A 26,827-nucleotide genomic window follows, 5' to 3' on the forward strand; every position below is an offset into this window, starting at 1 on the left:
ATATTTTGATTATAGATATAAAAAAGAGCGCCAAGGCGCTCTTTTTTATATTACCCTCGGTGAAGATTATTCACCCTGGGATTTTGCATTGGACTTTTTCTTTTTGGCCTTGGCTTTTTTCTTTACTTTATCTTTAGCCTTTGCTTCAGACTTTGCTGCAGATTTTTTAGCAGGTTTTTGACTGTAAGAGCTGGGTTTTCCTTTAGCTTTTTTGCGTCGTATGGGCTGTTCCCCATCTGCGTTCAGACTGGAGCGCGACTCACGCTCACTTTTGCCAAAGACTTCTTCGGTCGCTGCAGGGCGCGATAGCGGTTTCTTGTCGGCCACACGTGGTGCACGGACACGAATCGCCCGACCTGCATGGGTCAGTTGCTGGACTAATTCAAAATCAATCTTACGTTCTGTCAAATTGACACCGGCTACTTTGATTTTGACCTCATCACCCAGACCAAAGATCTGTCCCCGGTTTTGTCCGATCAGATTCTGACTGGCCTGATCGAAGACAAAGAAGTCATCACCGAGCTGGCTAACATGGATCATCCCATCAACATACAGGTCTTTGAGCGTGACAAACAGGCCGAATTCAGCAGTGGCGCTGATCACCCCGATAAACTCATCACCCAGATGCTGCTGCATATAGTGACATTTCAGCCAGGTCGTCACAGAACGGGAAGCTTCGTCGGCACGGCGTTCTGCGGCCGAGAAATGCTCACCTGCATCATCTAAAGCGGCACCCGACACCGGATACGGTTTTTGTGCCAGATGGGTCTTGATCGCACGATGCAGAAGCAGGTCAGGGTAGCGGCGAATTGGCGAAGTAAAATGCGTATATGCTTCATAAGCCAGACCATAATGCCCCACATTCTTGGCACCATAATAAGCCTGCATCATTGAGCGCAATAACACGGCATGAATACTAGGTGCATCAATCCGGTCCTTGGTGGCTTCAATCACCGCCTGATAATCGGCTTGGGTGGGTTGTTCTGGGAATTGCAGGCCCAGAAGTTTGACAAACTCACGTACTTTCTGGATGCGTGAAAACTCAGGCGCTTCATGGACGCGATACAGCATCGGTACTTCATGCTTGATGGCATATTCAGCCGCCGCGACATTGGCGAGCAGCATACATTCTTCAATCAGCTTGTGAGCATCATTACGGGTGCGTGGCAAAATTTCCTTGATTCCGCCCAGCTCATCAAAAGTCATATAGGTTTCGACAGTTTCAAACTCCATCGCATGCCGTTCGGCACGTAAGCCTTTAAGCACTTGATAAAGCTGAAACAGCGTGTTGAGCGATTTGCGTACATTACGGTCTTCGGTAATAGCTGTGCTGTCGCCTTCAAAGTATGTAGCCACCTGATCATAGGTCAGACGTGCTTTGGAGTGCATCACTGAAGGATAGAACTCATATCCAGTTACCCGGCCAGCACGTGACAGCTTTAAGTCACAGACCATGCAGAGACGGTCAACATCCGGATTTAAAGAACATAGTCCATTGGATAATGCCTCTGGCAGCATCGGCAAGACAAAATGCGGGAAATACACAGATGTACCACGCTCTTTGGCTTCATCATCCAATGGCTTGCCTGGACGGACATAATGGCTAACATCGGCAATGGCCACGACCACCCGATAACCACCGCCCGGGCGTTTTTCTGCATATACCGCATCATCAAAGTCACGAGCATCTTCACCATCAATGGTCACCAGCGCCAGATCACGTAAATCGACCCGGCCTTCGCGGTCTTTGGCTGTCGGCTCTTTAAAGCTTTCAGCCTCATGAATGACTTCTTCCGGAAACTCATAGGGCAGGCCATATTCCAGAATGGTTTGCGGAATAATGATTTCAGTATCGGCCCGATCCGCCATCGACTGGACAATATGTCCGGTAGCAAATTCTTCCTTGGTCGGATAACGGTCAATCGCCACCCGAATCGAATCACCGACTTTGACCTGAGCATGCTCGATCAGCTCTTTTTCCAGAGTAATCGGTTGATGGGCATTCGGGGGCGCAGGTTGTACAAAATATTCACCTTCATACTCTGCCACTTTACCGATGACCTGTTTTACGCGGTGCTGCACAATGTCGGTAATAAAGCCCCAGGCCTTGCCTTTACGGTCAATCGAAGTCTGACGCACCTTGATGCGGTCACCATGAAAAACCTGACGCAGTTCACGCTCAGGTAGAAGCAGGTCATCCTGACCTATGATATTCGCGGTTCCCATCCCTTTAGAGTTGATATATACCGTAGCTTCGTATTCGGGCTGTTCTGTGGCGATCTGGAATTTATAACCGTCTTTCATCAGTTGCCCATCACGCACCATGGCGATCATTCGATGACTGAGGGCCTCAATACTTTTTTGATCAGCAATTTCAAAATATTCCACCAGGTCTGCATGGGACTGGGCGTTATTTTTTTCTATAGTTTCGAGAATGAGCGTACGGCTCGGAATCGGGTTCTCATAACGTTCGGCTTCAGCTTTTGCTTCAGGATCGACCCAGTTTTTCATCATGTCTTTAAATTTGTCCTAAGAGGTAGGTTTAGCATAAGTCATGTACGCGCAGACTGCACGTAAATGATTGCAATAATCTATTTAAGCTTTCGGTTGGTGCTGCATTACAGATAATGGGAAATATCCAAGGATTTTCTAGCAAAAAATTGATGAAAACCAGTGAAATTGTTTAAAAAGTATGTAAACGATCAAAAAACTGCATTTTTTTTTCAAGCTGTGCTTGCAGTGCCATGCTGAAATTTGTATTATGGCCGCACGTTACGGTGAGATGGGTGAGTGGCTGAAACCACGTCCCTGCTAAGGACGCATACGGGCAACTGTATCGAGGGTTCGAATCCCTCTCTCACCGCCACGCTTACTTATGTCGCGCTCATAGCTCAGCTGGATAGAGCACTTGGCTACGAACTAAGGGGTCGGGAGTTCGAATCTCTCTGAGCGCACCAATAAGTACAGCAAGAATAACGTATCGCCAATCAGGCAAACAAGTTACGCGCTCATAGCTCAGCTGGATAGAGCACTTGGCTACGAACTAAGGGGTCGGGAGTTCGAATCTCTCTGAGCGCACCAACTTGAACAATCAACCGCTTGCAAAGCGGTTTTTTTGTGCCCAAAATTCACCGTATCCCAAAAAATTCATGCTAAAAATAATGCTCAGGCGTTTCCAAGCCTAGATGGCGTGATACAGGCAGCCGGCGATCTTCTGGTTGGTAAACATACCGTTCAAAGTTTTAAAGCTTGCTGTCCCCAAACATGTCGAGTACTGGTCAGGAAGTAAGAAAATCAATAAATATATTGTCTATGAATCTGGAGCATTCGGTCTGACAAAATGTCCTGATCGTGGAATCGATCAATTATGTATTCAGCATCTGAGTAAAAATAGATTTTAATTGAATTAAATATTAACTTGGTCAATTCTTGGATTTTGCCAGATGTGAGTTATTGCTTTTAGCTCTAAATTTGCAGAAATATTCTTTAAAAAACTTAAATAGGCTCGTATCGTTTAATTACTGTACGTTCAGTTGTAATTTCATTAAAAACACTTAACAACTGATAAAAACTCTATATAATGCACCCCATCAAGACGTCGCGCTCATAGCTCAGCTGGATAGAGCACTTGGCTACGAACTAAGGGGTCGGGAGTTCGAATCTCTCTGAGCGCACCAATCTTGATAAGAATTTTGAAAAAACCGCACATTGATGCGGTTTTTTTTGGTCTAGGTTTTTTTTAATATTTATACAAAAAATCAATAATAACAACAAACATCAAGATTTTAATTTTTATTGAGCAGCACACCTTGCGGCTGATGCCAATCACCCTGCTACTTCACGTTCACCAGTATCTTATTTGGACTGAGAGCCAACCTTCTAGTTTGTTAGCGCCATAAGAAATCGGCGCATCCAGCATCAGGATGCTGATACGAAGCTCTCCTAAATGATGTTGCATTAGCCCATTTACTTTAAAATTTAATACCGGAATTGGGAGGTAGCTGATATTTCTGCTGAATAGTTGTCTGCTGGTCAATGACTTTAGTTGAGATTCATACCGGAAGCAGGTCGTTATCTTCTGGATAATGCTGCAATTGTTTTTTTACCTGCGCTTTGGAAACAGACAGGATGATGGCTGCACTATAAAGCTGAGCCTTAGACTGGCGCTGGTCTTAACGGTCGGTAAAAGAATTCCGGTGGCTATGCATAAATCAGGCGAACTGCGCCAGTCAATTCAGCCAGTTACTGGGCATTGCCCTGAAATATATCAAGCTTACTGGGCAGACTGGCTGTACATAAGATAATGTTTGCAAAAGCAGATAGGGGCGTTGGGAATACGCTACTGATCACTAAATAGGGTGTTAATCTTTTCATTCCATCGCCTAGGCAAGTGTTTTTGATTTAATGAGGATTTGTCTAAACTAAAATCCTGTTATTTCCAAAGCAAAGTTATGTAATTAAGCGCATAAGCCATGAGTTTTAAGCATATTTTGTTATAGTATGGAACAGGATTATATTTTTTGATGTGACGCTATGACTGAGTCAGCACCAACCTTATCGACCCGCTATTTTCTGACTCTGGAGGAGTCTCAAGATGGATTTGCCTTGGCCACTTTTGGCAAAAAGCAGATCAGCCGTTTTCTGACTCCTTTGGTTAGTATCGGGATTATTATCTGGGGTTTTTCCATGGGTTTTGATGGGGTCGGGCGCTATTATGTGGCACTTGGGGCCTTTTTCCTGATATTGCAGGCAATTATGCGTTACTGGTTTTTACCGATGATGTTCAAACGCCAGTTTATTAAATATCAGTTTGGCAAAAGTGAGCAGGGGATTGACCTGTTTCAGGACTATGCGGCAATCTTTAATAATGGGCGCAGCAAGATCGTGCATTATAATGAAGTACAAACTTTTGCGATGGGTAAACTGACCTATATGCTGGAACTGAAAAACCGTACAGTTATCATTATCCCTAAGCGTGCTTTTAAAGATACAACTGAACAAAGCCTTTTCGAAAATACTTTCAAGCAATAAGACCGATCAAGATAAGGAACCAGATCATGAGTACCCGTCCATCAAAAATTGTCTGTGTGGGTCGCAGCTATGCAGATCATGCCAAAGAATTGGGGAATGCAGTACCTGATCGTCCTGTCCTGTTTATCAAGCCACCGAGTGCCTTAAGGTCACTGGATGCGGGAATTACATGGAATCCGGCTTGGGGCAACTGCCACTATGAGTGTGAGTTGAGTTTGCGTATTGATCGCACTTTAACTCAGGAAAGCGATCCTGCCAAAGTATTAGAGGCGATTGGCGCTGTGACGCTTGGCCTGGATTTGACCCTGCGTGACCTTCAGGATGAGCTAAAGAAAAAAGGCCAGCCTTGGGAACGTGCCAAAGCCTTTGATGGTTCCTGTATGCTGGCGGACTGGGTACCTGTAGCGGATGTGATCACGGATTGGAAAGACGTGCAGTATACGCTTGATATCAATAACGAGCGACGTCAAACAGGCGATACGGCTTTATTGATTTTCGATCTTGCTACCTTACTGGTTGAGATCAGTCAGGTATTTACGCTGGAAGCCGGAGATGTGGTGATGACCGGTACGCCAGCCGGTGTGGCCGCCCTGCAATTTGGTGACCGACTGAACATGACCCTGAAAGGCAAAGAAAAAGACTATCTATGGTCAACTTTTGTGAAATAAGGCCTGATGTTTAGATCAAGGAGCTAAAAGGCTCCTTTTTTTATGATCATCATGGAATGAGGAGAAGCCGACCGTTGCCAAAGCTATATGCTTTGGGTCAGCGCTTCAATATTTTTTAAGGTCTATATTGGATTGTTGCTGCTTTGATCGTGTTTTCCTTCAAGTGAAAAGCAGGTTGTCAATCAACGATTGTCAGGCCTTAGAGGTTAAAGCATCTGCTCTCATGTTTATATTATGTGGCTTCTAGGGATTACAGCAGGTGATCTTAAATCGGCGGCCAGCGATATTACTGCCCTCTGATAGATCGCCTTAGGTTCTGTGCCGATTCTTTCCCTTCTCACAGCCTTAACTTTATGGGGTACATATCTGCTTCTGCATAAGCCATTTCTGCCCACTGGCGCTGTAATTGGCTGAAAATCTCTAAAGAGTTAACCTCATAGATCGCAAAACCCCTCTCCAGAGAGAGGGGTTTTCTTGTTTATTTATTCCGGAACAGGTCAGATAATGGAAAACTCAACTTATCTTCCAGATATTGATCGGTGGCCAAAATATTAGAAGAAAGTTTCTGCATCCATACTTCTTCTGCGGCAGGATCATTTAGATGCTGCTTGTGCGGCAGAGGATAAGGCAACTGTAAATAAAAATTCCAGAAACTCACCTGATCCAGGTCACGTACCAGCACATATTGATTATCCTCGGTGCATTTGATCAGATTCTGTTTTTCAAACATATCCACATAGCTAGGCCAGCGGCCAATTTCGTCCTGTCCCAAAACCTCGAGTGCTTCGGCTTCACTGACACATTCACCCGTTTTTTGTTTTTTATAAAATAGTGCCAGTAAATCCAGCAATATAATCATCGGATGGCGTTTGCAGTCACGGCCAGATTCAAAAGCGGTCAGGGCATAACTAATCTCTACGCCCAGCAGGATAATATTCCATGACAGATAAATCCACAGCAGAAAAATCGGTATGGCTGCAAAAGCACCATAGATAATTTCGTAGCTGGTAAAGTTGGTCATCACAAAACCAAACAGGTTCTTGAGCAGCTCAAATACGCTTGCACTAAACAGGCCCGCAATCAGGGCAGATTTGATCGGTACACTTCGGTTGGGAATGGTCCAGTTTAAAATAAAAAAACCCAGGACCGTTAAAGAAAAAGAAATGATCCAGAGTAGAAAAGTTCCATTCAATTCATATCCGGTAAAATTATTGCTCAGAACATTGAGTGAAGCCAAAGTTGAGGAAATGACAAAGGCACTGCCCAGTAAAATGGGACCAAGCGAGATAATGGTCCAGTAACGCATAAAGCCTATGAGTCCACCACGAGTTTTATTGACCCGCCAGATCCGGTTAAAAGCAGTTTCAATGCTGCTGAGCATCAGGATGGTGGTCACAAATAAAAACAGCACACCAATCACGGTTAAATTGCTGGATTTATCAGTAAATGCACTGAGCGCCTTGTCAAAAGCAATCGTGGTTTTGGGTAAAAAGTTACTATAAATTAGCTGTTGTAACTGTTGTCGGGCTGGCTCCAGGGCTTTAATGGAGGAGATGATGACCAGAAAGACTGTCAGCATAGGCACCACCGCAAATAGGGTGGTATAGGTTAATGAACCCGCCTGTTCCCGGCAACGATCATGTTCAAAGCGGCCAAGGACAAACAGAATAAATTGAAACCAGTGTTTCTCATAAAAAGGTAACTTCTTTATATAATCCAAAATCATCTGTACTCAATCTCGATTTTTCTAGTCATCATGTATTTTCCCTGACCAGCTTAACCAAAAAAGATGCAAAATACCGTATAGTTTTATTTTTTAGTAATGAATAAGAGTCAGCATGCAACCTTATATCCTTGTTTTATATTACAGCAAATATGGCTCGACCAAAGAAATGGCACATTTGATTGCAAATGGTGTAGAAGCCGCAGGCATGGCAGTAAAAATCCGGACTGTTCCAAATCTTGCCACCGTGGTCACTCAGGCGGAACCCAGTATTCCGGCAGAAGGGGATATTTACTGTACGATTGAGGAACTGGCGCAATGTTCAGGTCTGGCCTTAGGTTCGCCGACACGTTTTGGCAATATGGCCTCTGAAATGAAATATTTTTGGGATCAGACCACCAGTCTATGGTTGAATGGAGCCTTGCATGGCAAGCCGGCCTGTGTGTTTACCGCATCAGGCTCAATGCATGGCGGACAGGAAAGCACGTTGCTGACCATGCTGCCGCCTTTGTTTCATCATGGCATGTTGATTATAGGATTGAGTAATGCGGTGCCCGCCTTATCGAATACCAAAACGGGTGGCACGCCTTATGGTGCCAGTCATGTCAGTGGGCCACGCCATGATCAAGGCTTAAGTCAGGATGAAAAGATTCTTTGTGAGGTACAAGGTAGACGACTGGCCGAAGTTGCCTTAAAACTGCATCAGGGTTAAGCGTTTAAATTCAAGAGGAAATGAGGAAATCATTTCCTCAACTGGCTTAGTCTGTGTTTTGAGCTTTTAGGCTAAATCTATGTTTGCAGCTTAGGCACTGGTAGTCTAAAAAGAGGTTACGGTCTACCGATACACCGGCTTTTTTACCAAGGAAATTGCCTACCACTCCACCAGTAATGCCTACGCTAATGGCTCCAACAAAGGTGCCTACCGTACCGCCTACAATCACGCCCAAAGGCCCGGCAACTGTCCCGATGGCGGCTCCAATCGAAGCTCCGGATGCCGCACCTCCTACGGTTCCCGCCGTCGCTCCTGCTGAAGCTAATAATACACCACCGGTTTTTTTTAATAATTGCTCATGGTCTCGTTTTTCGATGTCGGCCGAACTACATTTAGGACATTGCATAGGTTTTTCCATCAACAATTGGTATTGGTTTATCTAGAGTAGATGACTGTTATGAAGCACATGAATCAATTATTCATTATAGCTAATGGTATAGCGAAGCATGATAAATGCTCTATCGGAAAGCTGCTATATTGATTTGATTCTAGATGAATTCAGGCTAAGGCACTGTATATTAGCTGTAAATAAACTCATATTTCAATCAAGTAACCCCCCTGCATATCAAAAATAAAGGGTGACACGGTATCAAACCACAACACTGATTTTGATGAAGCATCCGACTGAAAGCTGAGAGTGCTTAAATGATTGCTGCTGATCCTTATGTCGGACTTAAAGGATTGACTCAAGATGGAAGATATTGATCTAAGTCTAAACCTGCAAAGCCTGAGGTGTATATTGCGTTAATCTGGCTGTAAATAAGCTGGATAGTGACTGATTAACTATATTTTCAATAGAATGTGATATTTATACTTATTAAGTAGATGTTTAAATAGAAACATAATTTATCTTATCTTTAAAAATAAAAAGAATAATAGCGCCTGTTTTTTAGAGTTTTTTTATTATGTGATTTAATTCCTGTTAGATGTATTGGGTATAAGTTGGATAAAACGAAATAAGCATCTTAGAACAGAGGATATTAAGACTATAAAAATGTTTAAAAAAAGCGCCAGATCTGGCGCTTTTAAATGAAATGCTAGGACTTAGTCACGTACGAAATTAACCGTACCATTGGTCAGCGACTTTACACGTGCCAATGATTCAACACGATAGCCTTTTTCAAGTAACAGTTCACGGCCTGGCTGGAAGGATTTTTCAATCACAATACCAATACCGACAACTTCAGCCTTCGCTTGATGAATCAGGTCAGCCAGACCTAGCGCAGCCTGACCATTTGCCAGAAAGTCATCAATGACCAGAACTTTATCGGTTGAGCTGATGTGTTTGTTAGAAATGGCAATCGTACTTTCAGTCTGCTTGGTAAACGAGAATACCTTAGAACGGTATAAATCCTCTTTTAGTGTTAAAGACTGATATTTACGTGCAAAAATCACGGGAACACCCAGTTCCAAACCTGCCATTACAGCAGGGGCAATACCCGAGGCTTCAATAGTAATAATTTTGGTAATACCGCTATCTTTAAACAGACGCGCAAATTCTTGACCAATTTGCTGCATCATTACAGGATCGATTTGGTGATTTAAGAAAGAATCAACTTTCAGAACTTCTTCAGACAGAACGATACCTTCAGCCAAGATTTTCTGTTCTAGTGCATGCACGGGGAGAATCCTCAAAAGCAGGTGCTTTTTCAAGCAAAAGCGTATTGTAAAAAGCACCCGGAAAAAATCAAGCTAAATTCAACAAAAACCTTAGTTGCTTGCCCCTTTATAGTCGGTGAGGAGTAAACCATAGGAGGTTTTCTTGTCAACATGCGTCACTTTGACTGGAAGATAGTCAAGTTTAGGGGCAAGCCAGAAAATAGTTTCACGACCTGCCTTGCTGTGTTTCATCACCACCTTGACAGTATTAAAAGTGCCGTATTTAGTCGTAATATTTTCTGTACCCTGTTTGACAAATTTGCGAGGCTCGATTTCTTTAGCATCCGCAATATAATAGTTGGATTTTAAACCTGATCCTTTCAAATCCTCACGAATCTGCAACTCGGCATTCAGTTCATCCAGTACATCTGCTTTCCAGGCAAAAGAGCGCTTTTCCTCGTCTTTCTGAGTCTGAACTGTTTTACTGGAAGGGTTGAAATTTATCGTCAAGGTGTTGTTATGTACCAGAATTTTACTGTTACGCTTGAAACTGCTTGAACCAATCTTGCCATTATTAAAGGAAAAACGGCTGGTTTCTGTAGCAGACGCAATTCCTCCGGCTTTGGCGGCAAAGACATAAGTCCAGTTGTTGCCAGATTTGCTGAGGGTACGAGTCGCAGAACCCAGATTTTTGCCATTATAATTAAATTGATAACTGGCCTGAAAGGGCGCAATAGCAAAAGCCTGGCTCATTCCAGTGAATAACAGTACAGTGCTTAAACCGGCAGTTATTCCTAAAGTCTTGAATACCGTTTTTGCCATACCTAAGTTTCCTGTGTTATTTAAACAGCGCATCTATTGTTAAGTTTACGCTTTATTATTTGGGTGAAATATGGAAATTGAAGGGAGACGCGCCTCAAAACTGTATATTTCATGTAGTCTTTTTCGATTTTGGATAAAAAAATAACATGCTTTTTATTTTAAGCAGGATCTTTTTGTCTGATGGGCGTCACTTTATCGTCATCCACCTCGTCATTATCCATATCATTACTTCTTGCTTGGGAAAGCTTGCTGAACAGAGCTGTGAGGTTGACGTTGCCGATGACCACCAGCTCCGCTTCACGTAATACGGCGTGATTGACATGAACTTTGGCCAGGGTGTCGATTACAGAGCGGTTCTTGCCTAGCCAGCGATTCAGATCTAAATACAATAAGTCATCGATTACTTTAATTACGCCTAGTTTTTCCAGAATCATGCCGAGCGGATCTTTGTTTAAAACACGCTGATAGAAAAACAGCGCAAAGCGAACCCCCAATTTATAGAAAATATTTGGATATTTGGCATCAATCAGTTGGGTATCACTGATCTGCTCAAATACAATCAGTTGGGTTGCCTTATTTAGCTCCATCTGCACCAGTTTCAGGTCTACTGATAAAGTCACTACTAGTCCTTTGTAGTCCAGTGTGGCATACAGGCGTAACCAGTCATCATGCAGATCGGCATGCAGATCTTTAAGAGCAGCAACGTTGTCAGTGACAAAGCGCTGGAAGGTGGCATTCAGGAAAACTTGTGATAATGGAAATTCACGCTCATCCTCAATAAATCCCTCGGCCTTTTGATAGGCTTGACGGAGTCGTTGAGAAATATTGGAAATAAGCGTTTGCATACTGAAGCATCCTGGCGGTTATATTTTTTGATTCGGAAGTTATCTTGTCGAATTATATAAAAAATACAAGAGTTCACGCTTGAAGTTTAGCAAAATAAATTGCACCATTTTTAGGGTTTTGGTTATGTAGCGTTAATGGTTTGATGCAATTGGCATTTTTAAAAATAAAATGTGATGTCATTTTGCTTAAATGGCGCTGTGAATATTTTTTTTGGGGAATGAACTCGGCCTGAGTTCGGCAAATGTGATGAATCATGATATTAATGCCTCTGGTTAAAGTCTGGTGGAAAGATCCAGTTTTTAGCAGTGCCGTGCTGGCAGCAGTGGTCTTGCATCTGGTGGTGCTGACTCTGGAATTTGCAATGCCGCAGGATGAGAAAACCTCGACCAAAGAAATTGCCGTGAGCCTGCGTCAAAGTGAAAATAAAGTTGAGCAGGCAGATTTTCTGGGGCAGACAGATCAGCAGGGTTCAGGCAAGTTTCGCGAAGTACATCGTATGTCGAGCGATCAGCCATCGCCTTTTGCGGAACAAAAGGCCGGGGAAGAACAGCAGGACAGCCCGGATATGCTGCAACAGCAGCGTGAGCTGAGTTTTGAAGAAAAAGTCCTGATGACGACTTTAAGCTGGCAAAAACAGGCGGAAGAAAATCAGCGGAAGAAAATGCAGGAACAGCTCAATAGCCAGTTCCAAGCCAAAGCCGCCATGGTCGCAAGTCTGGAAGCGCAATATTTACAGCGACAGCAAAACTTTAGTCGTCAGCAAAAGATTAAAACGGTGGATGGTATTCAGGCCAAGCAGGATGTGTCAGCGGCTTATCTGGAAAAATTCCGTCAGAAAGTAGAGTTTTATGGTAACCGCTATTATCCGGATGCCGCCCGACAGCAAAATCTGGCTGGTGAAGTGCGCCTGATGGTCATTTTAAACCAGAACGGTGGAATTCGGGCAATTCGCCTGATTGACAGTTCGGGACATCATTTGCTGGATGAAGCAGCCAAAGCATCAGTGCGTAAGGCTGCACCTTTTGGGGCTTTTGACAGCAAGATGAAAGATATTTCTGAACTGCGTATTATCCGAACCTGGCGCTTTGATCCGGCAGAGGCAGAATTTGAAGTACGTTAATCCGGCGCTGTTTCATAATGGCGTAGTGCCTTGCAGACATCCATGCTGAAATAGCGGTGCCGGTTATCTTTACCAAATTGTTGCGCGGCCTGGTGTTCAGCGTCCTGATGCCAGGCATGAATATCCTGCAGGCTGTTCCAGTAGGAAAGTGCGATCTCAGTTATTCCTTCAGTTAAACGTTCATAATGCTGAAATTATTCTTCCACACGATGATAATAACCGTGTTCTCCAGAACTGTTCCAAATCACATTTAAAAAATTTGCCTTCAATTTTCAGATGCTTTGGAAAAATCCTCAGATGCTTTTTATATTTACGCTCAGGTTTTAAACCGATGCAGTTGCCATTTTTCCACCATCTACCTTCAGCATATTGCTCTAGGGCTCCATAAGCCAGATACCATTTAAATTTCAGGCAATAACAGCATTTCAGAGCCTGTTTCCATGACGCCATTTAAATAATAATGACCTGTCCAGACTTCATCTGTTTTTTGAAATTGGGTTTCTTTACATACCGTCTTTGAGCTTGCATAAAGCATTGAAGATAGAAGGGAAGTACCCACGAGTAGCAATACCAGAAGAATCTTTTTTCACTTTTATCCTGAACTTTAGCTAAGCAGCTTTATTGTTATGAGCTGTATTTTATAGCTTTGGTTGAATTAAGTAGCATTGATTTGATTGCTATTTACAGGCATAAAAAAGCGAGCCTAAGCCCGCTATTCTTAATAGTGAAATCTTAATTTTGTTCCAGATAAGGATTGTCAATACCAAGTTTAGCCAGAATGTCGATTTCAATACCTTCCATTTCTTCGGCATCTTCATCTGAAGTTTCGTGATCATAACCCATTAAATGTAATATGCCATGCACCAGCATATGGGTGAAATGCGTCAGAGGAGTTTTGTCTTGCTCAGTGGCTTCCTGTAAGACCACTGGAATACAAATCACCAGATCGCCAATCGGAAAGGCATCCAGAAATTGTGCCATTTCATCTGGAATATCACTGGGAAAGGACAAGACATTGGTCGGTTTATCTTTGCCACGATATTCCAGGTTGAGCTTATGACTTTCATCATGATCGACACAGGCAATCCCCATTTCGCAATCACTTTGGGTGCCGATATGGCGTAACACAGTTTCTGCGACTTTTTTAATATAGGCACGTTTCAGCACCAGCTCAGGTGACTGAAAGTTTTGCTGCAAGGAAAGATTGAGTTTCAAAATGAATCCTTAAATGATTTAGTCTTGATGCTGCTCATCCGCTTTTGCATCATTGTCCGCAACTAAGGCTTCTTGACGGGCTTTGCGTTCCGCACGCTGTTCTGCCGTTAGACGTTGCTGTTCGCTATCCCAGCCTTCATAGGCTTCAACAATTTTCTGTACCAATTGATGACGTACCACGTCGCGTGAGTGGAAGCGAGTAATATGAATTTCTTTGATCTTGTCAATGACACGTAAGGCATGCGCCAACCCAGATTGTTGACCACGCGGTAAATCCACCTGCGTGATGTCACCGGTGATAACCGCACGCGAACCAAAACCTAAACGGGTCAGGAACATCTTCATCTGTTCTGGTGTGGTGTTTTGTGCTTCATCTAAAATGACAAAGGAGTGGTTTAAAGTCCGACCACGCATATAAGCCAGCGGTGCCACTTCGATAATTTGACGTTCAATCAGCTTGGCCACTTTTTCAAAGCCCAGCATTTCATACAGGGCATCGTAAAGAGGACGCAGGTAGGGATCAATTTTTTGGCTCAAGTCACCTGGCAAAAAGCCGAGTTTTTCACCGGCTTCAACCGCGGGACGCACCAGTAAAATACGCTGGATTTCATTACGTTCCAGCATGTCGACAGCAGCTGCTACTGCAAGATAGGTTTTACCCGTACCGGCAGGGCCAATACCAAACGAAATATCACTTTGCAAAATGCGCTGAACATAGCGCTTCTGGTTGGCACCACGCGGATTAATGCGTCCTTTACGGGTTTGTAACCAAACGGCATCCAGACCAGTATGTTCCTGATCTTCAATATCTTCCTGAAGCTCACGGTCAGTCTGACTGCCTTGAATCATCATATGCAGGGTGTCGGCACTGATTTGCTGGCTATGTTCAGATTCTTCGTGCAGGCGCTGTAAGAGCGTTTCCGCTCTTTCCACAGCATCGATTCCACCATCGATAAAGAAACTTTCACCTCGATGGGAAATTTTGACATCTAAACGTTGTTCAATTTGCTTCAAATGACCGTTATAAGTGCCCAAAACGGCTTGTAAACGGTCAATTGAAATTCCAGGGAAAGCTACTGTACGTCGAATCGTTGCAGTCAAGAGTGTTCCTTATACAAGTGTCGGTATATCCCCTACATTACGCCACGTCAGGCTCAAGATTCAAGAGTTCACCGTAAACAAAATTTAAAGTTTTAATTTCGGTAATTTCAATTTCGGCAAAACGTCCAACCCAAGCTGGATCGCCAATAAATGAGACCAAACGGGTATTATCAGCCGTGCCTATAAGTAGGTTTGGATCTTTATCGGATACTTTCTCAATCAGCACACGCTGAATGCTGCCGAGCATGGCATCAGTTTTCTCAATACTTGAATGTTTAATCCATTGCTGAACTTTAGCCAGACGTTCTTTTTTCACGGCTTCAGGTGTGGTGTCTTCAAGCTCTGCCGCCGGTGTGCCAGGGCGTTTTGAATAGATAAAGCTATAAGAGTGATCAAAGTCCAGGTCTTGGATAAACTGATAGGTTTCTGCAAAGTTTTCATCAGTTTCACCCGGGAAGCCAATGATAAAGTCTGACGACAGGTGCATATCGGGACGGACTTTACGCAGCTTGGCAATCTTTTCGATATAGACATCAATGGTGTGGTTGCGCTTCATCGCTTGCAGAACATCATTGGAGCCGCTTTGGACCGGCAAATGCAGGTGTGACACCATCTGTGGTAGATCGCGATAGCACTGGATCAGATCATCATTGAATTCCAATGGATGCGAAGTGGTATAACGGATGCGGCCAATACCCGGAATTTCTGCAACTAAACGTAACAAGTCGGCAAAGGTACAGATGTTGCCGTCAAAAGTTTCCCCACGGTAGCCATTGACGTTTTGACCGAGCAGAGAAATCTCACGTACACCTTTTTCAGCCAGACCTGCAATTTCTGCCAGCACATCATCCAGCGGGCGAGAAACTTCTTCACCACGCGTATAAGGTACGACACAGAATGAGCAATATTTTGAACAGCCTTCCATAATCGACACAAAGGCCTTATAGCCTTCCACACGCGGTTCAGGCAGGAAGTCGAATTTTTCAATATCGGGAAAGGAAATGTCCACCAGTTTGATTTTTTCTTTTTTAGGTTTTTCGACCTGTTCAAAATGCTGATCGAGCATTTGCGGTAAACGGTGCAGGGTTTGCGGACCAAAAATCATATCCACATAATTGGCACGTTTTTGAATATTGTCGCCTTCCTGAGAGGCCACGCAACCACCGACCCCGATAATCAGATCAGGGTTCTGTTCTTTGAGCTTGCGCCAGCGGCCCAGTTCAGAAAAGACTTTTTCCTGTGCCTTTTCACGGATTGAGCAGGTGTTCATAAGCAGTACATCGGCTTCTTTGGGATTGCTGGTCAGGACATAACCATGTGAGTCGCCCAACAGGTCTGCCATACGATGACTGTCATACTCATTCATCTGACACCCTTGCGTTTCGATATACAGCTTTTTGACTGAAGGATCGCTGGCTAGGGTGTGCGCTGGCTGGGTAACAGTGTTTTCTGAGGCAGCTGGGGCACCATTCGGAATGAAGGTTTGAACCGTCATGAAGGCTCCTACAAAATAATAGCTCGAATGTGAATGAACTGGCAGTTGATGAACACGCAGCTCAAGAAGGATTCAGTTCACAGATTGAAATCTTTAAATGGCGCGTATTTTAGCAGGAAAGTGGCTTAAACTTATAGCCTAAATTAGGGGTGGAAAAATATTCATTGACAGACAAAAATAATCTGAAGATTAAAACTGCTGAATTATTAGGTTACATAACTGAACAATACAATTGGTTATAATCTGCTAGCAAGCTCTTATGATAAGCAGCATATGCTCGGCACAAAATTGATGATAGAAGGCAGCTGGATGTTAAAAGGTACTCAAAACATACGCAAATACTATAAGTTAATGACCTTAAGTTTCGCCTGTATCTGTGCGGCAAATACCCAGGCTGCCGAAGCACAGTTTAATGATGCCTTACGTGCTGCAAATGCAGGAAATACTCAACTCTTACAACAATATCGACTTGCTATGCAAAATGACGTGCTGGGCTACTATCCGGAATACTGGATTCTGAACCAGAATCTTGCTTTGCAGCCGGCCAACCAGATCATCAACTTTGTACAGCGCTATCCACACTCCGCCATGGCTGAAAAGCTGGCAGCCGATTATGTCGAAGAAAAAGTTAAAATCGCTGACTTTGCTGCAGCCCAACCGGTTTTACAATATGTGACCAATGCTGACCGGGCTGAAGCCTGTGCAATCGCACAAGTGCGTGCCAAAAGTGGTGATCCCTTGGTCTATGCCGAATTTAAGGATGTTTGGCTGACAACAAATTCCCAGCCAGATTCATGCAATGGCTTGGGTCGCATGATGTTATCCAGTCCACTTATGACTACGGAAGACCGTCAGCAGCGCCTGTGGGTGCAGTTGCGTGCCGGTCAGTCTGGACAAGCCATCGCGACGGCGCAAGATTTAGGTCTGAATCTGTCTCTGGCCCAGCTAAATAGCATTCAGGCCAATCCAACCGCTTATTTATGGTCGGCACCAAAAAGCACGACCGTTGACCATGCTTATCTGGTATATGCCTTAGGTCGCTTGGCAGATACTGATCTGAATTCGGCCTTATCAATAGTCAAGCGGACTGCTGAAGGAACTCCAGCAGAAGTACAAAAAGCCCTGTTTCGGACAGTAGGTTATATCGGCGGCACGACTGTCATGAAAAATAACTATAACCGTGAAGTGCTGAATGCGCTGGATGCCAGTTATGGGTTGCCATTTAGCTCGGAAGAAGCTGAAATCTATGCCCGTCAGTCGATTCGTTTTGGCGCCTGGGAGAGTCTGATTCGTGCGATTGACGCCATGAACGTGAACCAGAAGCAGGAGGACCGCTGGCAGTACTGGCTGGCGCGTGCCAGCGAGCAGCGTTCAGACCGCGCATCAAAAAAGACAGCAGAAAATATTTACCGGAAACTGGCCAATGGTGAGGACTATCATAATCTGCTGGCACGGGATCGTTTGGGGCAAGTCGTAGCAGGCGCGCCAAACGCTACCCAACCGTCGAATCAGGCTATGCAGCGCTTAAATCAGGATGTGCATTTCCGTCGTGCTTTTGCCTTGCGCGATATTGATGCCCCAGCGAATTATATTAACCGTGAATGGAACTGGGCAGTGCGTCAGGCTTATCTCAAGCATGATGATGACCTGCTTTTGGCCGCAGCAAAACGTGCGCATGACATGGGATGGCATGATCGTGCCATTTATGCCGCTGATCGTACTGTCAAGAAGCATAATTATACCTATCGCTATCCAATGCCGTACCAGAACTATGTGGTGAGCCATAGTCGTACAGTGAGTCTGGATCCAGCTTGGGCTTATGGCCTGATGCGTCAGGAAAGTCGTTTCAATACAGTGGCACGTTCCCATGTCGGGGCAGGCGGCTTAATGCAGATCATGCCGGATACGGCCAAGCTGGTCGCGCGCCAAATGGGAGAAGCGTATAATCCGGCTGCGTTAACCGATATGAATACCAATATCCGTTATGGAACCTTCTATTTATCAACAATTCAGCGTCAATTAAGCCAAAGTCCAGTGCTGGCAACTGCAGGCTATAATGCCGGTCCAAACCGTGCACGCCGCTGGCAGCCGGAATTTCAGAGTATTGCAGCAGACCAATATACGGAGTCTATTCCTTTGCTTGAAACACGAGATTATGTGAAACATGTTATGACGAATGCGACGTATTACGGCATTTTATTAGGGCAGGGTGCACAGTCGATCGGAAAAAGAATGCAGGCGATACCTTTACGAAGTACTCAATAATTCAAAATATCTGAAGGGATAAAGTAATTGTGTTCAAAAAAGGAAAAATGGATGCCCGAATTTGTGGTGGAGGAGTGGTACTACTCGGCTTAGCCACGAGTCCCCTTGCCCTTGCAGAGCCCACCGGCTATATCATGGAAGTGCAAATGGTACCGGCGATGTGTTATTTGTATCCGGAGTATTCGAAAAAAAGAAAATGCCTAGAAGGCTATTCGTTGAATATTTCGGGTCTTTATCCGCAAACCACCAGTACCTCGTGTAATACCAACAGTTCTGCCACACTTTCGCCCTTACAGGCCAAGGTGGTAGCACGAATTATGCCTGATGAAAGTACCCGGGCTGGCTTGTGGCGCAGTATTGGGGGCTGCGTACCGATGAATGCCAGTCAGTACTTTCGGACCATCATTAATTATGCTGACCGTCTGAAAGTACCTGAGGAGCTGACTGAGCAGGAAAGCCAGACAATCGCCCTGGATGCGCTGCGCAGAAAGTTTCTGAGAATCAATCCACAATTGCCGTCGACGGCTATCCGGTTTCACTGTGTTTCTACGCGCCCTAACAGTATGCTGACTTCACTTAAAGTCTGTTATAACAGCAGGGGCGGTTATAAGGCTTGTCCGGCCAATCTGTTGAATACATGCCCAGCTGTGGTGACAATTAAAGGTATATACTGAGCTTTTCTGCCGATTTAATTTATATTTCCTATCAGACTTTTGTTGAAATCCATTCCCTTTTACATGCATCTGGACAAGGATTGGAGTACAATCTTTGCCGTTTATGATTATTAAGATTAGATAGAACAGCTATTTAATCGCATTAACTATCCTCTCAACTGGAGATAATTACATGAAGCAACCTGTTCGCGTTGCCGTTACTGGCGCTGCTGGTCAAATTGGTTACAGCCTTTTATTCCGTATCGCTAGCGGTGAAATGTTGGGTAAAGACCAACCAGTTATTCTTCAATTATTAGAAATTCCTGTTGAGAAAGCTCAACAAGCGCTGAAAGGCGTAATGATGGAACTTGATGACTGTGCTTTCCCATTATTGGCAGGCATGATCGGTACTGATGATCCTAAAGTTGCGTTCAAAGATGCTGACTATGCATTGTTGGTAGGTTCTCGTCCACGTGGTCCTGGTATGGAACGTGCTGACTTGCTTAAAGTCAACGGCGAAATCTTCATTGGTCAAGGTCAAGCACTAAACGAAGTTGCAAGCCGTGACGTTAAAGTTCTGGTTGTAGGTAACCCTGCGAACACGAATGCTTACATCGCTATGAAATCTGCTCCAGACCTTCCAGCGAAAAACTTCACAGCAATGTTACGTCTTGACCACAACCGTGCCTTGACTCAACTTGCTCAAAAAGCGGGTGTTGCAGTTTCTGACATCGAAAACATGACAGTTTGGGGTAACCACTCTCCAACAATGTATGCTGACTACCGTTTTGCAAATGTAAACGGCGAAAGCTTAAAAGATAAAATCAACGATGCTGAGTGGAACAAAGACGTATTCCTTCCAACTGTTGGTAAACGTGGTGCTGCGATCATCGAAGCACGTGGTTTGTCTTCTGCTGCTTCTGCTGCAAATGCTGCAATCGACCATATGCGTGACTGGGCGCTTGGTACTAACGGCAAATGGGTAACTATGGGTATCCCTTCTGACGGTTCTTACGGTATCCCTGAAGGTGTAATGTTCGGTTTCCCTGTAACCACTGAAAACGGTGAATACAAAATCGTTCAAGGTCTTGAAATCGACGAGTTCAGCCGTGAGCGTATCAACGTTACACTGAACGAGCTTGAAGAAGAGCGCGCAGCAGTGGCTGACATGCTTAAATAATTTAATTTTTTAATTAAATTAAAAGAAAGGCACTCTGGTTAGGGTGCCTTTTTTATTGAACAAAAAATAACATCCTGTGAAGGAGAGACAATTGAGTTTGTTGTATAGGCAGGCTAAGGTAGATACAAGATCATAATTCAAAAGGGGGAGGTCATACAGATGTTAGAACAACGCTCAACCTTCGAACTTTTTTTTGAGCAATTGGGACTGGATTCCAGTCCTGAAGCGATAGATGAATTTATTAATACCCATCAAATTGGTATGGATGTACCGCTACACAAAGCACCATTTTGGAGTAAGTCACAACATGACTTTTTAATCAGTCACTGGAAGAAAGATGATGACTGGGCCATATGGGTAGATGTGCTAAATGAGCAGTTACATACTGAAGCCGTGGGCTCAGGCTCTTGTAGCTTGCCCAGTGGCGAATCAAACTAAAGTTTTTGATATTAACATTTTAGTCATCTAACTTACTGATAAGTTGAATAATGGAGTTTATTTATGCTTATGGAACAACAGGTTACTCTGGAACTACTTTTTGAACAACTTGGTTTACCGTCAGATGAAGCTTCAATTGAGCAATTTGCTAAAGATCATCAGTTAGATGCTAAAGTGGCTTTGCCAGATGCCGAATTCTGGAGCGAAGGGCAGAGTGCCTTTTTACGTGAACACTGGCATCAGGATGATGAATGGATTGTCATTATTGACAAGTTAAATCAGTTGCTTCATGTAGAAAGTGACAAAGCAGCAGAATAAGCCCCATAACGTACAAAAAGACACAACAAACCTAGTCAATTGACTAGGTTTTTTTTCGATTGTCTTATAAGTTAGATCTATAATTAATGACAGTTTCTCTGATAAATATAAGGAGGACGAGATGCTCGGAAGGACCCCATCTTTAGAGTTGTTGTTTTCACAACTCGGCCTGGCCAATAGTCCGGCTGCTATCGAATTGTATATACGTACGCATCAACTGCCTGCACATATTTCTCTGCATGATGCGCCGTTTTGGAATAAATCACAGCGTTCTTTATTAATTAGTCATCTGGTGCAGGATGATGACTGGGCGATTTGGGTGGATGAACTCAACCAGCAGTTGCACATGGATGCTTATCGCCGTCAACTTGCCTGATATAGGCTTTAAAATCATTTAGGATTCAGTGAAAAAGCGCCTGGGCTCAGGCGCTTTTTTCCATAAGACAGGTTAAAGCGAGTTTAGCGCATTTTACTTTTGAGCAATTTTTCGAACCATTCTAGGGATCGGTACGCTTCAAAGGCGGGATGCTGCTGTAATAATTCCAGATCAAATTCGGAGCTCGTGCTGTATTTTTTTAACCAGTGCCGGGTTAATGCCGGCTCATTTTTACTGACAGAGGCATAAGCCAGGAAGAAATAAATCTCACCATGCTCATAATGGGTCATGGGTTTTAGGATTTGCTGGGTAATCAGGGCATAACGAGGCTCTTTGGTGAGTTCAAAGAAAATCATATACGCCTTGGCCAGATGCAAAGAGAGGTTGATATACAGGCGTAGCGGCATCTCCTCAAATTCAACTCGTCCTTGCTCGAGCAGTACAACCGCTTCTTGCAGAAAATGAACCTGTTCCTGATAGAACTGGCTTAAGCTCACCAGTTGCAAGCGAAGATCGGCACGTTCAAGCGCTAATTCCGGCGTATTGCCTTGTAAATACAACTGGTCAGTTTCACCTAGACGTTCAATAATCTGCTGGCTGTTTAATCGCATGCATGCCATCCTTAATTCTCAATAATGCTGATATGAGGCCAGAACTTAAAATTTAAAGCACGGCCGCATCACTACGTAGCCAGGCTGTAATGGACAGACGCTGATGTTTGGCCTCTAAAACCTCATGCAAAATATCACTCTGAAACAGGGCAAGACGATTTGGTTCAGGACGAATGGTATGCCATACCTCGTGTTTATCCTGCAAGCGTAATTCTCCGCCCCAATCCTCTTGCCATTGATCATGCAAATAATACACTGCGGAAATCATTCTGCCATTTTTGCCTTTTGGATTATCGCGATGTAAGGCATAAAACTCTCCTGCTTCATAACAGGAAAAATGTGCTTCCACCTCCTTGATTCCCAAATAAAAGACCCGGTTAAAAATCTGGCCCAAAGCCAGCAGGTTTTGTACATGCTGGTGAGAAATGCTGAGATTTTCATTCAGCCATAAAATCCGGTCACTACGAATGTTGCTGACCACTCCATTTTGAATGGCAGCATCACGGAAATAAGCCAGATTGCTACGACACTCAGCTATCAACTGTTTAATATAGCTTGCATCATAAGCATGATCGATCAGACTAAAACCCTGTTGATTCAAATCATCAAGAATTTGGTCAATAGACCAGGACTTTGGGAAATGAGCAGCATCCATAAAATAAACCTGTGAAAAGGGGAAAAAATGTTCAGTTATTCTAGGGGAAGAATCCGATCTGAACGAAACTATTTTTCATGTTAAAATGGTTGTTGATATGAGGAAATAATGAAACATGAATTACCGTCACCATTACCACGCGGGTAACTTTGCCGATGTCATGAAGCACGTACTACTGCTTCAGCTGTTGGCTCGACTGAATGCAAAAGATAAACCATATCGCTATGTAGATACACATGGTGGTGCGGGTAAGTATGATTTATCGACCTCTGAGGCACAAAAATCAGGTGAGTTCTTAAACGGTATTCATCGTCTGGTCAAGCTGGACGATTCAATCAAGCGTAATGCACCGCAAGGGGTTCAGCAATATTTAAAAGTTGTTGAAAAAATGCGTGAAAATTTTGGCAAAGGAGCGTATCCGGGTTCGCCATGGTTTGCTCTGGAAGGCATGCGCGAAATTGATAAAGCCACTATTTTTGAAATGCAGCGTGATGTATTTCAGCAGCTTCGTCAGAATATTTTTGACAAACGCGCAGGCTTGCATGAACGGGATGCCTATGAAGGGTTACTTGCGGTCATTCCACCGAAAGAAAAACGCGGTCTGGTCATGATTGACCCGCCTTATGAACAAGAGCGTAAAGATTTCCCGCAATTGGTTGAACTGATTGCAGCGGCTTATAAAAAATGGCCGACAGGTGTGTTGGCGGTTTGGTATCCAATTAAAGACCGTGCCATGATTGAACGTTTTGAAAAGAAAATGTTTAAGACCGGTATTCGCCGTCAGTTAATTTGCGAACTCTGTGTCTGGCCAGACGATACCCCAGTTGGCCTGAATGGTTGTGGCCTCTTGGTCATTAACCCGCCTTGGAAATTCTCTGAAGATGCAGATGAAGCATTACAGTGGTTATTTCCGCATTTACGTATGCAGGAAAATGGCGGCCATGCTGCGGTACGCTGGTTGGTCGGTGAATAATTTTTTCAGAAAATGGTCATAGTTAGGATCGACAAATATGACAAATACAAGCAAACCGGAAAGCGATTCTTCATTAGACTTGCCTTTTGATGGGATTACCTTTGAGGTGGAAGAAGAAGAGCATACCCAGGAAGGGCAGAAAGTTAAACGTCGAGGGATCTATCTGTGGCCAAATCTGATTACAACCGCTGCGTTGTTATCAGGCTTTTATTCCATTATTGCCAGTATGAATGGCGAGTTTCAGCAAGCCATTTATGCCATTTTTCTGGCCGCTTTGTTTGATGGTCTGGATGGGCGTGTTGCACGTGCAATCGGCGCGCAAAGTCCGTTTGGTGAACAGTTTGACTCGCTGTCAGATATGCTGGCCTTTGGAGTGGCACCAGCCATTTTAATGTATAGCTGGGGACTGAGTGATCTTGGTCGCATCGGTCTGGCAGCCTGTTTTGTTTATACGGCCTGCGCGGCTTTTCGTTTAGCGCGTTTTAATGTGCAGATTGGCGTGGTCGATAAACGTTACTTTATTGGTGTGGCCAGTCCTTTGGCAGCGATCATGATTGTTTCAATGGTTTGGGTCGGGCTGGATTTTCCTGAAATCTTCGATACCCGAGAGCTATCCATACAAATATTAAATGCAATAGTGATTATTGGTAGCGGTTTATTGATGATTTCCAATATCAAATACTATTCATTTAAGACTGTAGAGCGTAAACGTGTCCCGTTCTTTGTGTTACCAATCGCCGTCTTTATCTTTGCTGCGATGACTTATAATATTCCGGTTGGCATTTTAGTGATTTCTATCATCTATGCCTTATCTGGCTTTGTTACCACTTTCATGGCAAAAAGACAGCACGTATTATAAAAAGATTAAGGAGTCTGATATGCAGTTTCTTCAAGATTTTTTAGATCGTTCGAAACAGCTGAATCAGACTCCGACTGTTTCGTCGAAGCATCTGGCTTATCATGGCCCAACCTCAAGATACAAAATCATTCATCAGGGATTGATGATTCCTGGTCTACCCGCCCCCCTGCATTATCTCAGTTTTCTCAGCATTATCGGACAGCCCAATGCACCGATGCTGGCGAATCCCAGTGCGATCCAGACCACTGCACTAGATACTGCGACAGTCATTTGCAGTTCAAGCCCTCACATGGTGGGGCAGTTACAGAGCTATTCAATTCAACAGGACTGTAAATTTTCATCGGGCATGTTTCAATTTTTGGATCGGGAAAAGTTGACCGGACACTTTCCACACTTTCAACTCCAACGCTCTGATGCCGAACTGAGTTTTGATCTCAGCATTCATACCACTGATCTGGTGTCCCACTTTACCCAGATGCGATTCTCCCTGGCAGATCATTGGTCATTAGTGTGTCATTGTCAGGGTACTGTGACCTATAAAGATCAGAAATATACAATTGAAAGTCTCGGAAGTTTTGAATACGCCCGCAGTTTTAATTTTCCTTATCTTCCTCTGGCTTTTTTTAGCTATCAGATGATTAACCTGAGTAATAATCGGCAGCTATTGTTGGCTCAGATCCGTAATAGCCTGAATCAGATTGTACAGTCGAGAATCTATCTACGTGATTTGAATCGTATGCAAACCTGGCTGTTTGACCAAAAGGTTTATTTTAAAGTGCATCGTGTCTACCCGAGTGTCAAAACGCCAAATGGACAAAAGATGTATTTGCCACGAGAGTTTGAGTGGTGCTATGAAGATGATCGGGGAAACCAGATCTGGGTGCAGGGCCAAAGTCGCGGTGATTTTAAATTTGGCATGGCAGCGGGCTATGTGGGCAGTTTTCATTATCAGGTAAAAATAAATGAGCAGACTGAAAAAGGCGATAGCGGCTATATAGAGTATGTGGATTGCCGACCTTTACGCTTTCAGGAAAAAGATAAGGCAGAAAAACTATTAGCTAACCTGGCTAATCCTGTGCCTTTTTTAATCAAGAAATAGAAAAAAGGGGTTTTTGTGGAATAAATAACCAGTTGAGATGTTATTTTGAGAAAAATTCAAAATAGGTGTTGCAAGCTCCCTGAAATACTGTAGAATGCACATCCATCGGCAGTGATGAAGATTAAAACTTGTTAAGAAACAAGGATTTAGCACAAGGTGTTAAATTTAGGTGTCTTGAATGAGTTTAAAAATAATCGGATTTACTAGTTGACTTTCTACAAAGAAAGCGTAACATAGCCGACCTAGCTTGCTGCTGACGAAGCAGCAAGAAGATCATTAAGAGATTATGAAGAACAACTTGTGTGGATTTTTACTGGTTGATTGATCGAAATATTATCATTGATTGATTGGTTTAAATTACTCGAAGTTTATTTGAGAGAATTTGTCAGAAAATTGATGAGCCAAGATTGGTGTCCTTTAGGCACTACTGATTTTAAACTGAAGAGTTTGATCATGGCTCAGATTGAACGCTGGCGGCAGGCTTAACACATGCAAGTCGAGCGGGGCGAAGGTAGCTTGCTACTGGAACCTAGCGGCGGACGGGTGAGTAATACTTAGGAATCTGCCTATTAGTGGGGGACAACGTTCCGAAAGGAGCGCTAATACCGCATACGCCCTACGGGGGAAAGCAGGGGATCACTTGTGACCTTGCGCTAATAGATGAGCCTAAGTCAGATTAGCTAGTTGGTGGGGTAAAGGCCTACCAAGGCGACGATCTGTAACGGGTCTGAGAGGATGATCCGTCACACTGGGACTGAGACACGGCCCAGACTCCTACGGGAGGCAGCAGTGGGGAATATTGGACAATGGGGGGAACCCTGATCCAGCCATGCCGCGTGTGTGAAGAAGGCCTTTTGGTTGTAAAGCACTTTAAGCGAGGAGGAGAGTACCCTGGTTAATACCCAGGAGTGCTGGACGTTACTCGCAGAATAAGCACCGGCTAACTCTGTGCCAGCAGCCGCGGTAATACAGAGGGTGCGAGCGTTAATCGGATTTACTGGGCGTAAA

General features: G+C 43.9%; 24 protein-coding genes, 4 tRNA genes, 1 rRNA gene and 1 pseudogene (1 of these 30 cut by a window edge). 18 read left to right on the forward strand and 12 right to left on the reverse strand.

What is annotated here, in order from left to right; translation table 11 throughout:
- Positions 1-66 precede the first annotated feature (66 nt).
- A complete protein-coding gene (gene rnr / locus NI461_RS02235) occupies positions 67-2,514 on the reverse strand; it encodes a ribonuclease R (RefSeq protein ID WP_253156406.1) in 2,448 nt (815 codons plus the stop codon).
- A gap of 262 nt (positions 2,515-2,776) precedes the next feature.
- Between rnr and NI461_RS02240 the strand changes: the two genes are divergently transcribed.
- The 6 genes from NI461_RS02240 (at position 2,777) to NI461_RS02265 (ending at position 5,699) form a co-directional block, all read left to right on the forward strand.
- Positions 2,777-2,866 (forward strand) — tRNA-Ser (locus NI461_RS02240).
- Positions 2,867-2,880: 14 nt separating this feature from the next.
- Positions 2,881-2,957 (forward strand) — tRNA-Arg (locus NI461_RS02245).
- Between the two features lie 47 nt (positions 2,958-3,004).
- Positions 3,005-3,081, forward strand: a tRNA-Arg gene (locus NI461_RS02250).
- Between the two features lie 519 nt (positions 3,082-3,600).
- Positions 3,601-3,677, forward strand: a tRNA-Arg gene (locus NI461_RS02255).
- Between the two features lie 856 nt (positions 3,678-4,533).
- Positions 4,534-5,031, forward strand: coding sequence for a YcxB family protein (locus tag NI461_RS02260; RefSeq protein WP_174659285.1), 498 nt, complete (start codon positions 4,534-4,536; stop codon positions 5,029-5,031).
- Positions 5,032-5,057: 26 nt separating this feature from the next.
- On the forward strand, positions 5,058-5,699 hold the full coding sequence (locus NI461_RS02265; protein WP_174659286.1) for a fumarylacetoacetate hydrolase family protein: 642 nt from the start codon (positions 5,058-5,060) through the stop codon (positions 5,697-5,699).
- A 478-nt stretch (positions 5,700-6,177) separates the two neighbouring features.
- On the opposite strand, the gene NI461_RS02270 is transcribed toward NI461_RS02265, so the two are convergent.
- Positions 6,178-7,425, reverse strand: a complete 1,248-nt coding sequence (locus NI461_RS02270) for a YihY family inner membrane protein (RefSeq protein ID WP_253156408.1) — start codon at positions 7,423-7,425, stop codon at positions 6,178-6,180.
- 112 nt (positions 7,426-7,537) lie between these two features.
- Between NI461_RS02270 and wrbA the strand changes: the two genes are divergently transcribed.
- Positions 7,538-8,134, forward strand: coding sequence for an NAD(P)H:quinone oxidoreductase (wrbA, locus tag NI461_RS02275; RefSeq protein ID WP_151204922.1), 597 nt, complete (start codon positions 7,538-7,540; stop codon positions 8,132-8,134).
- A gap of 46 nt (positions 8,135-8,180) precedes the next feature.
- Here wrbA and NI461_RS02280 read toward each other — a convergent pair whose 3' ends face one another.
- The 4 genes from NI461_RS02280 to NI461_RS02295 form a co-directional block, all read right to left on the reverse strand.
- On the reverse strand, positions 8,181-8,552 hold the full coding sequence (locus NI461_RS02280) for a hypothetical protein (protein WP_174659288.1): 372 nt from the start codon (positions 8,550-8,552) through the stop codon (positions 8,181-8,183).
- Positions 8,553-9,238: 686 nt separating this feature from the next.
- Positions 9,239-9,814 (reverse strand): xanthine phosphoribosyltransferase, encoded by a 576-nt coding sequence (locus NI461_RS02285; protein WP_151204924.1) that lies wholly within the window; start codon positions 9,812-9,814, stop codon positions 9,239-9,241.
- Between the two features lie 90 nt (positions 9,815-9,904).
- Entirely contained in the window at positions 9,905-10,615 is a 711-nt protein-coding gene (locus tag NI461_RS02290; RefSeq protein ID WP_253156409.1) for a DUF3108 domain-containing protein, read from the reverse strand.
- 158 nt (positions 10,616-10,773) lie between these two features.
- Positions 10,774-11,460, reverse strand: coding sequence for a hypothetical protein (locus NI461_RS02295; protein WP_253152686.1), 687 nt, complete (start codon positions 11,458-11,460; stop codon positions 10,774-10,776).
- Positions 11,461-11,723: 263 nt separating this feature from the next.
- Here NI461_RS02295 and NI461_RS02300 point away from each other — a divergent pair, with 263 nt between their 5' ends.
- Positions 11,724-12,581: an energy transducer TonB gene (locus NI461_RS02300; protein ID WP_171478839.1), complete on the forward strand. Its 858-nt coding sequence runs from the start codon at positions 11,724-11,726 to the stop codon at positions 12,579-12,581.
- A gap of 194 nt (positions 12,582-12,775) precedes the next feature.
- Here the strand turns inward: NI461_RS02300 and NI461_RS02305 are convergent.
- The 4 genes and pseudogenes from NI461_RS02305 to miaB all read right to left on the reverse strand — a co-directional run bounded on the left by NI461_RS02305 (position 12,776) and on the right by miaB (position 16,392).
- Positions 12,776-13,116 (reverse strand): annotated as a pseudogene (locus NI461_RS02305) (hypothetical protein).
- 197 nt (positions 13,117-13,313) lie between these two features.
- Positions 13,314-13,796: an rRNA maturation RNase YbeY gene (gene ybeY / locus NI461_RS02310; RefSeq protein ID WP_151204929.1), complete on the reverse strand. Its 483-nt coding sequence runs from the start codon at positions 13,794-13,796 to the stop codon at positions 13,314-13,316.
- 18 nt (positions 13,797-13,814) lie between these two features.
- On the reverse strand, positions 13,815-14,897 hold the full coding sequence (locus NI461_RS02315) for a PhoH family protein (RefSeq protein WP_151204930.1): 1,083 nt from the start codon (positions 14,895-14,897) through the stop codon (positions 13,815-13,817).
- A 37-nt stretch (positions 14,898-14,934) separates the two neighbouring features.
- A complete protein-coding gene (miaB, locus tag NI461_RS02320) occupies positions 14,935-16,392 on the reverse strand; it encodes a tRNA (N6-isopentenyl adenosine(37)-C2)-methylthiotransferase MiaB (RefSeq protein WP_253156410.1) in 1,458 nt (485 codons plus the stop codon).
- A 309-nt stretch (positions 16,393-16,701) separates the two neighbouring features.
- Here miaB and NI461_RS02325 point away from each other — a divergent pair, with 309 nt between their 5' ends.
- From NI461_RS02325 to NI461_RS02350, 6 genes are all read left to right on the forward strand, one after another.
- Positions 16,702-18,657: a lytic transglycosylase domain-containing protein gene (locus NI461_RS02325; protein WP_253156422.1), complete on the forward strand. Its 1,956-nt coding sequence runs from the start codon at positions 16,702-16,704 to the stop codon at positions 18,655-18,657.
- Between the two features lie 47 nt (positions 18,658-18,704).
- Positions 18,705-19,331: a ribonuclease I gene (locus NI461_RS02330; RefSeq protein WP_253156411.1), complete on the forward strand. Its 627-nt coding sequence runs from the start codon at positions 18,705-18,707 to the stop codon at positions 19,329-19,331.
- Positions 19,332-19,503: 172 nt separating this feature from the next.
- Complete coding sequence (locus tag NI461_RS02335; RefSeq protein ID WP_174659296.1) at positions 19,504-20,490, forward strand: malate dehydrogenase; 987 nt, start codon at positions 19,504-19,506, stop codon at positions 20,488-20,490.
- A gap of 159 nt (positions 20,491-20,649) precedes the next feature.
- The gene (locus tag NI461_RS02340; RefSeq protein WP_253156412.1) at positions 20,650-20,928 is read left to right on the forward strand and encodes a DUF2789 family protein; all 279 of its coding nucleotides are present in this window, start codon (positions 20,650-20,652) and stop codon (positions 20,926-20,928) included.
- A gap of 63 nt (positions 20,929-20,991) precedes the next feature.
- Positions 20,992-21,246 carry a DUF2789 family protein gene (locus NI461_RS02345; RefSeq protein WP_151205357.1) on the forward strand — a complete coding sequence of 85 codons (255 nt, stop codon included), beginning with the start codon at positions 20,992-20,994 and terminating at the stop codon, positions 21,244-21,246.
- A gap of 121 nt (positions 21,247-21,367) precedes the next feature.
- Positions 21,368-21,622 (forward strand): DUF2789 family protein, encoded by a 255-nt coding sequence (locus NI461_RS02350; RefSeq protein ID WP_151205356.1) that lies wholly within the window; start codon positions 21,368-21,370, stop codon positions 21,620-21,622.
- 83 nt (positions 21,623-21,705) lie between these two features.
- Here the strand turns inward: NI461_RS02350 and NI461_RS02355 are convergent, their stop codons facing one another.
- Both NI461_RS02355 and NI461_RS02360 read right to left on the reverse strand, forming a co-directional pair.
- Complete coding sequence (locus tag NI461_RS02355; protein ID WP_253156413.1) at positions 21,706-22,233, reverse strand: hypothetical protein; 528 nt, start codon at positions 22,231-22,233, stop codon at positions 21,706-21,708.
- Between the two features lie 52 nt (positions 22,234-22,285).
- Positions 22,286-22,888 carry a 2OG-Fe(II) oxygenase gene (locus NI461_RS02360; RefSeq protein ID WP_253156414.1) on the reverse strand — a complete coding sequence of 201 codons (603 nt, stop codon included), beginning with the start codon at positions 22,886-22,888 and terminating at the stop codon, positions 22,286-22,288.
- 115 nt (positions 22,889-23,003) lie between these two features.
- Here NI461_RS02360 and NI461_RS02365 point away from each other — a divergent pair, with 115 nt between their 5' ends.
- From NI461_RS02365 to NI461_RS02380, 4 genes are all read left to right on the forward strand, one after another.
- Positions 23,004-23,861 carry a 23S rRNA (adenine(2030)-N(6))-methyltransferase RlmJ gene (locus tag NI461_RS02365; RefSeq protein WP_151205353.1) on the forward strand — a complete coding sequence of 286 codons (858 nt, stop codon included), beginning with the start codon at positions 23,004-23,006 and terminating at the stop codon, positions 23,859-23,861.
- 37 nt (positions 23,862-23,898) lie between these two features.
- Positions 23,899-24,720: a CDP-diacylglycerol--serine O-phosphatidyltransferase gene (gene pssA / locus NI461_RS02370; RefSeq protein ID WP_151205352.1), complete on the forward strand. Its 822-nt coding sequence runs from the start codon at positions 23,899-23,901 to the stop codon at positions 24,718-24,720.
- A gap of 19 nt (positions 24,721-24,739) precedes the next feature.
- Complete coding sequence (locus tag NI461_RS02375) at positions 24,740-25,819, forward strand: DUF6670 family protein (protein WP_174659300.1); 1,080 nt, start codon at positions 24,740-24,742, stop codon at positions 25,817-25,819.
- Positions 25,820-26,254: 435 nt separating this feature from the next.
- Positions 26,255-26,827 (forward strand): 16S ribosomal RNA (locus NI461_RS02380) (it continues 968 nt past the right edge of the window).

Source organism: Acinetobacter sp. S4400-12, assembly GCF_024129495.1.
GTDB classification, from domain to species: domain Bacteria; phylum Pseudomonadota; class Gammaproteobacteria; order Pseudomonadales; family Moraxellaceae; genus Acinetobacter; species Acinetobacter lwoffii_C.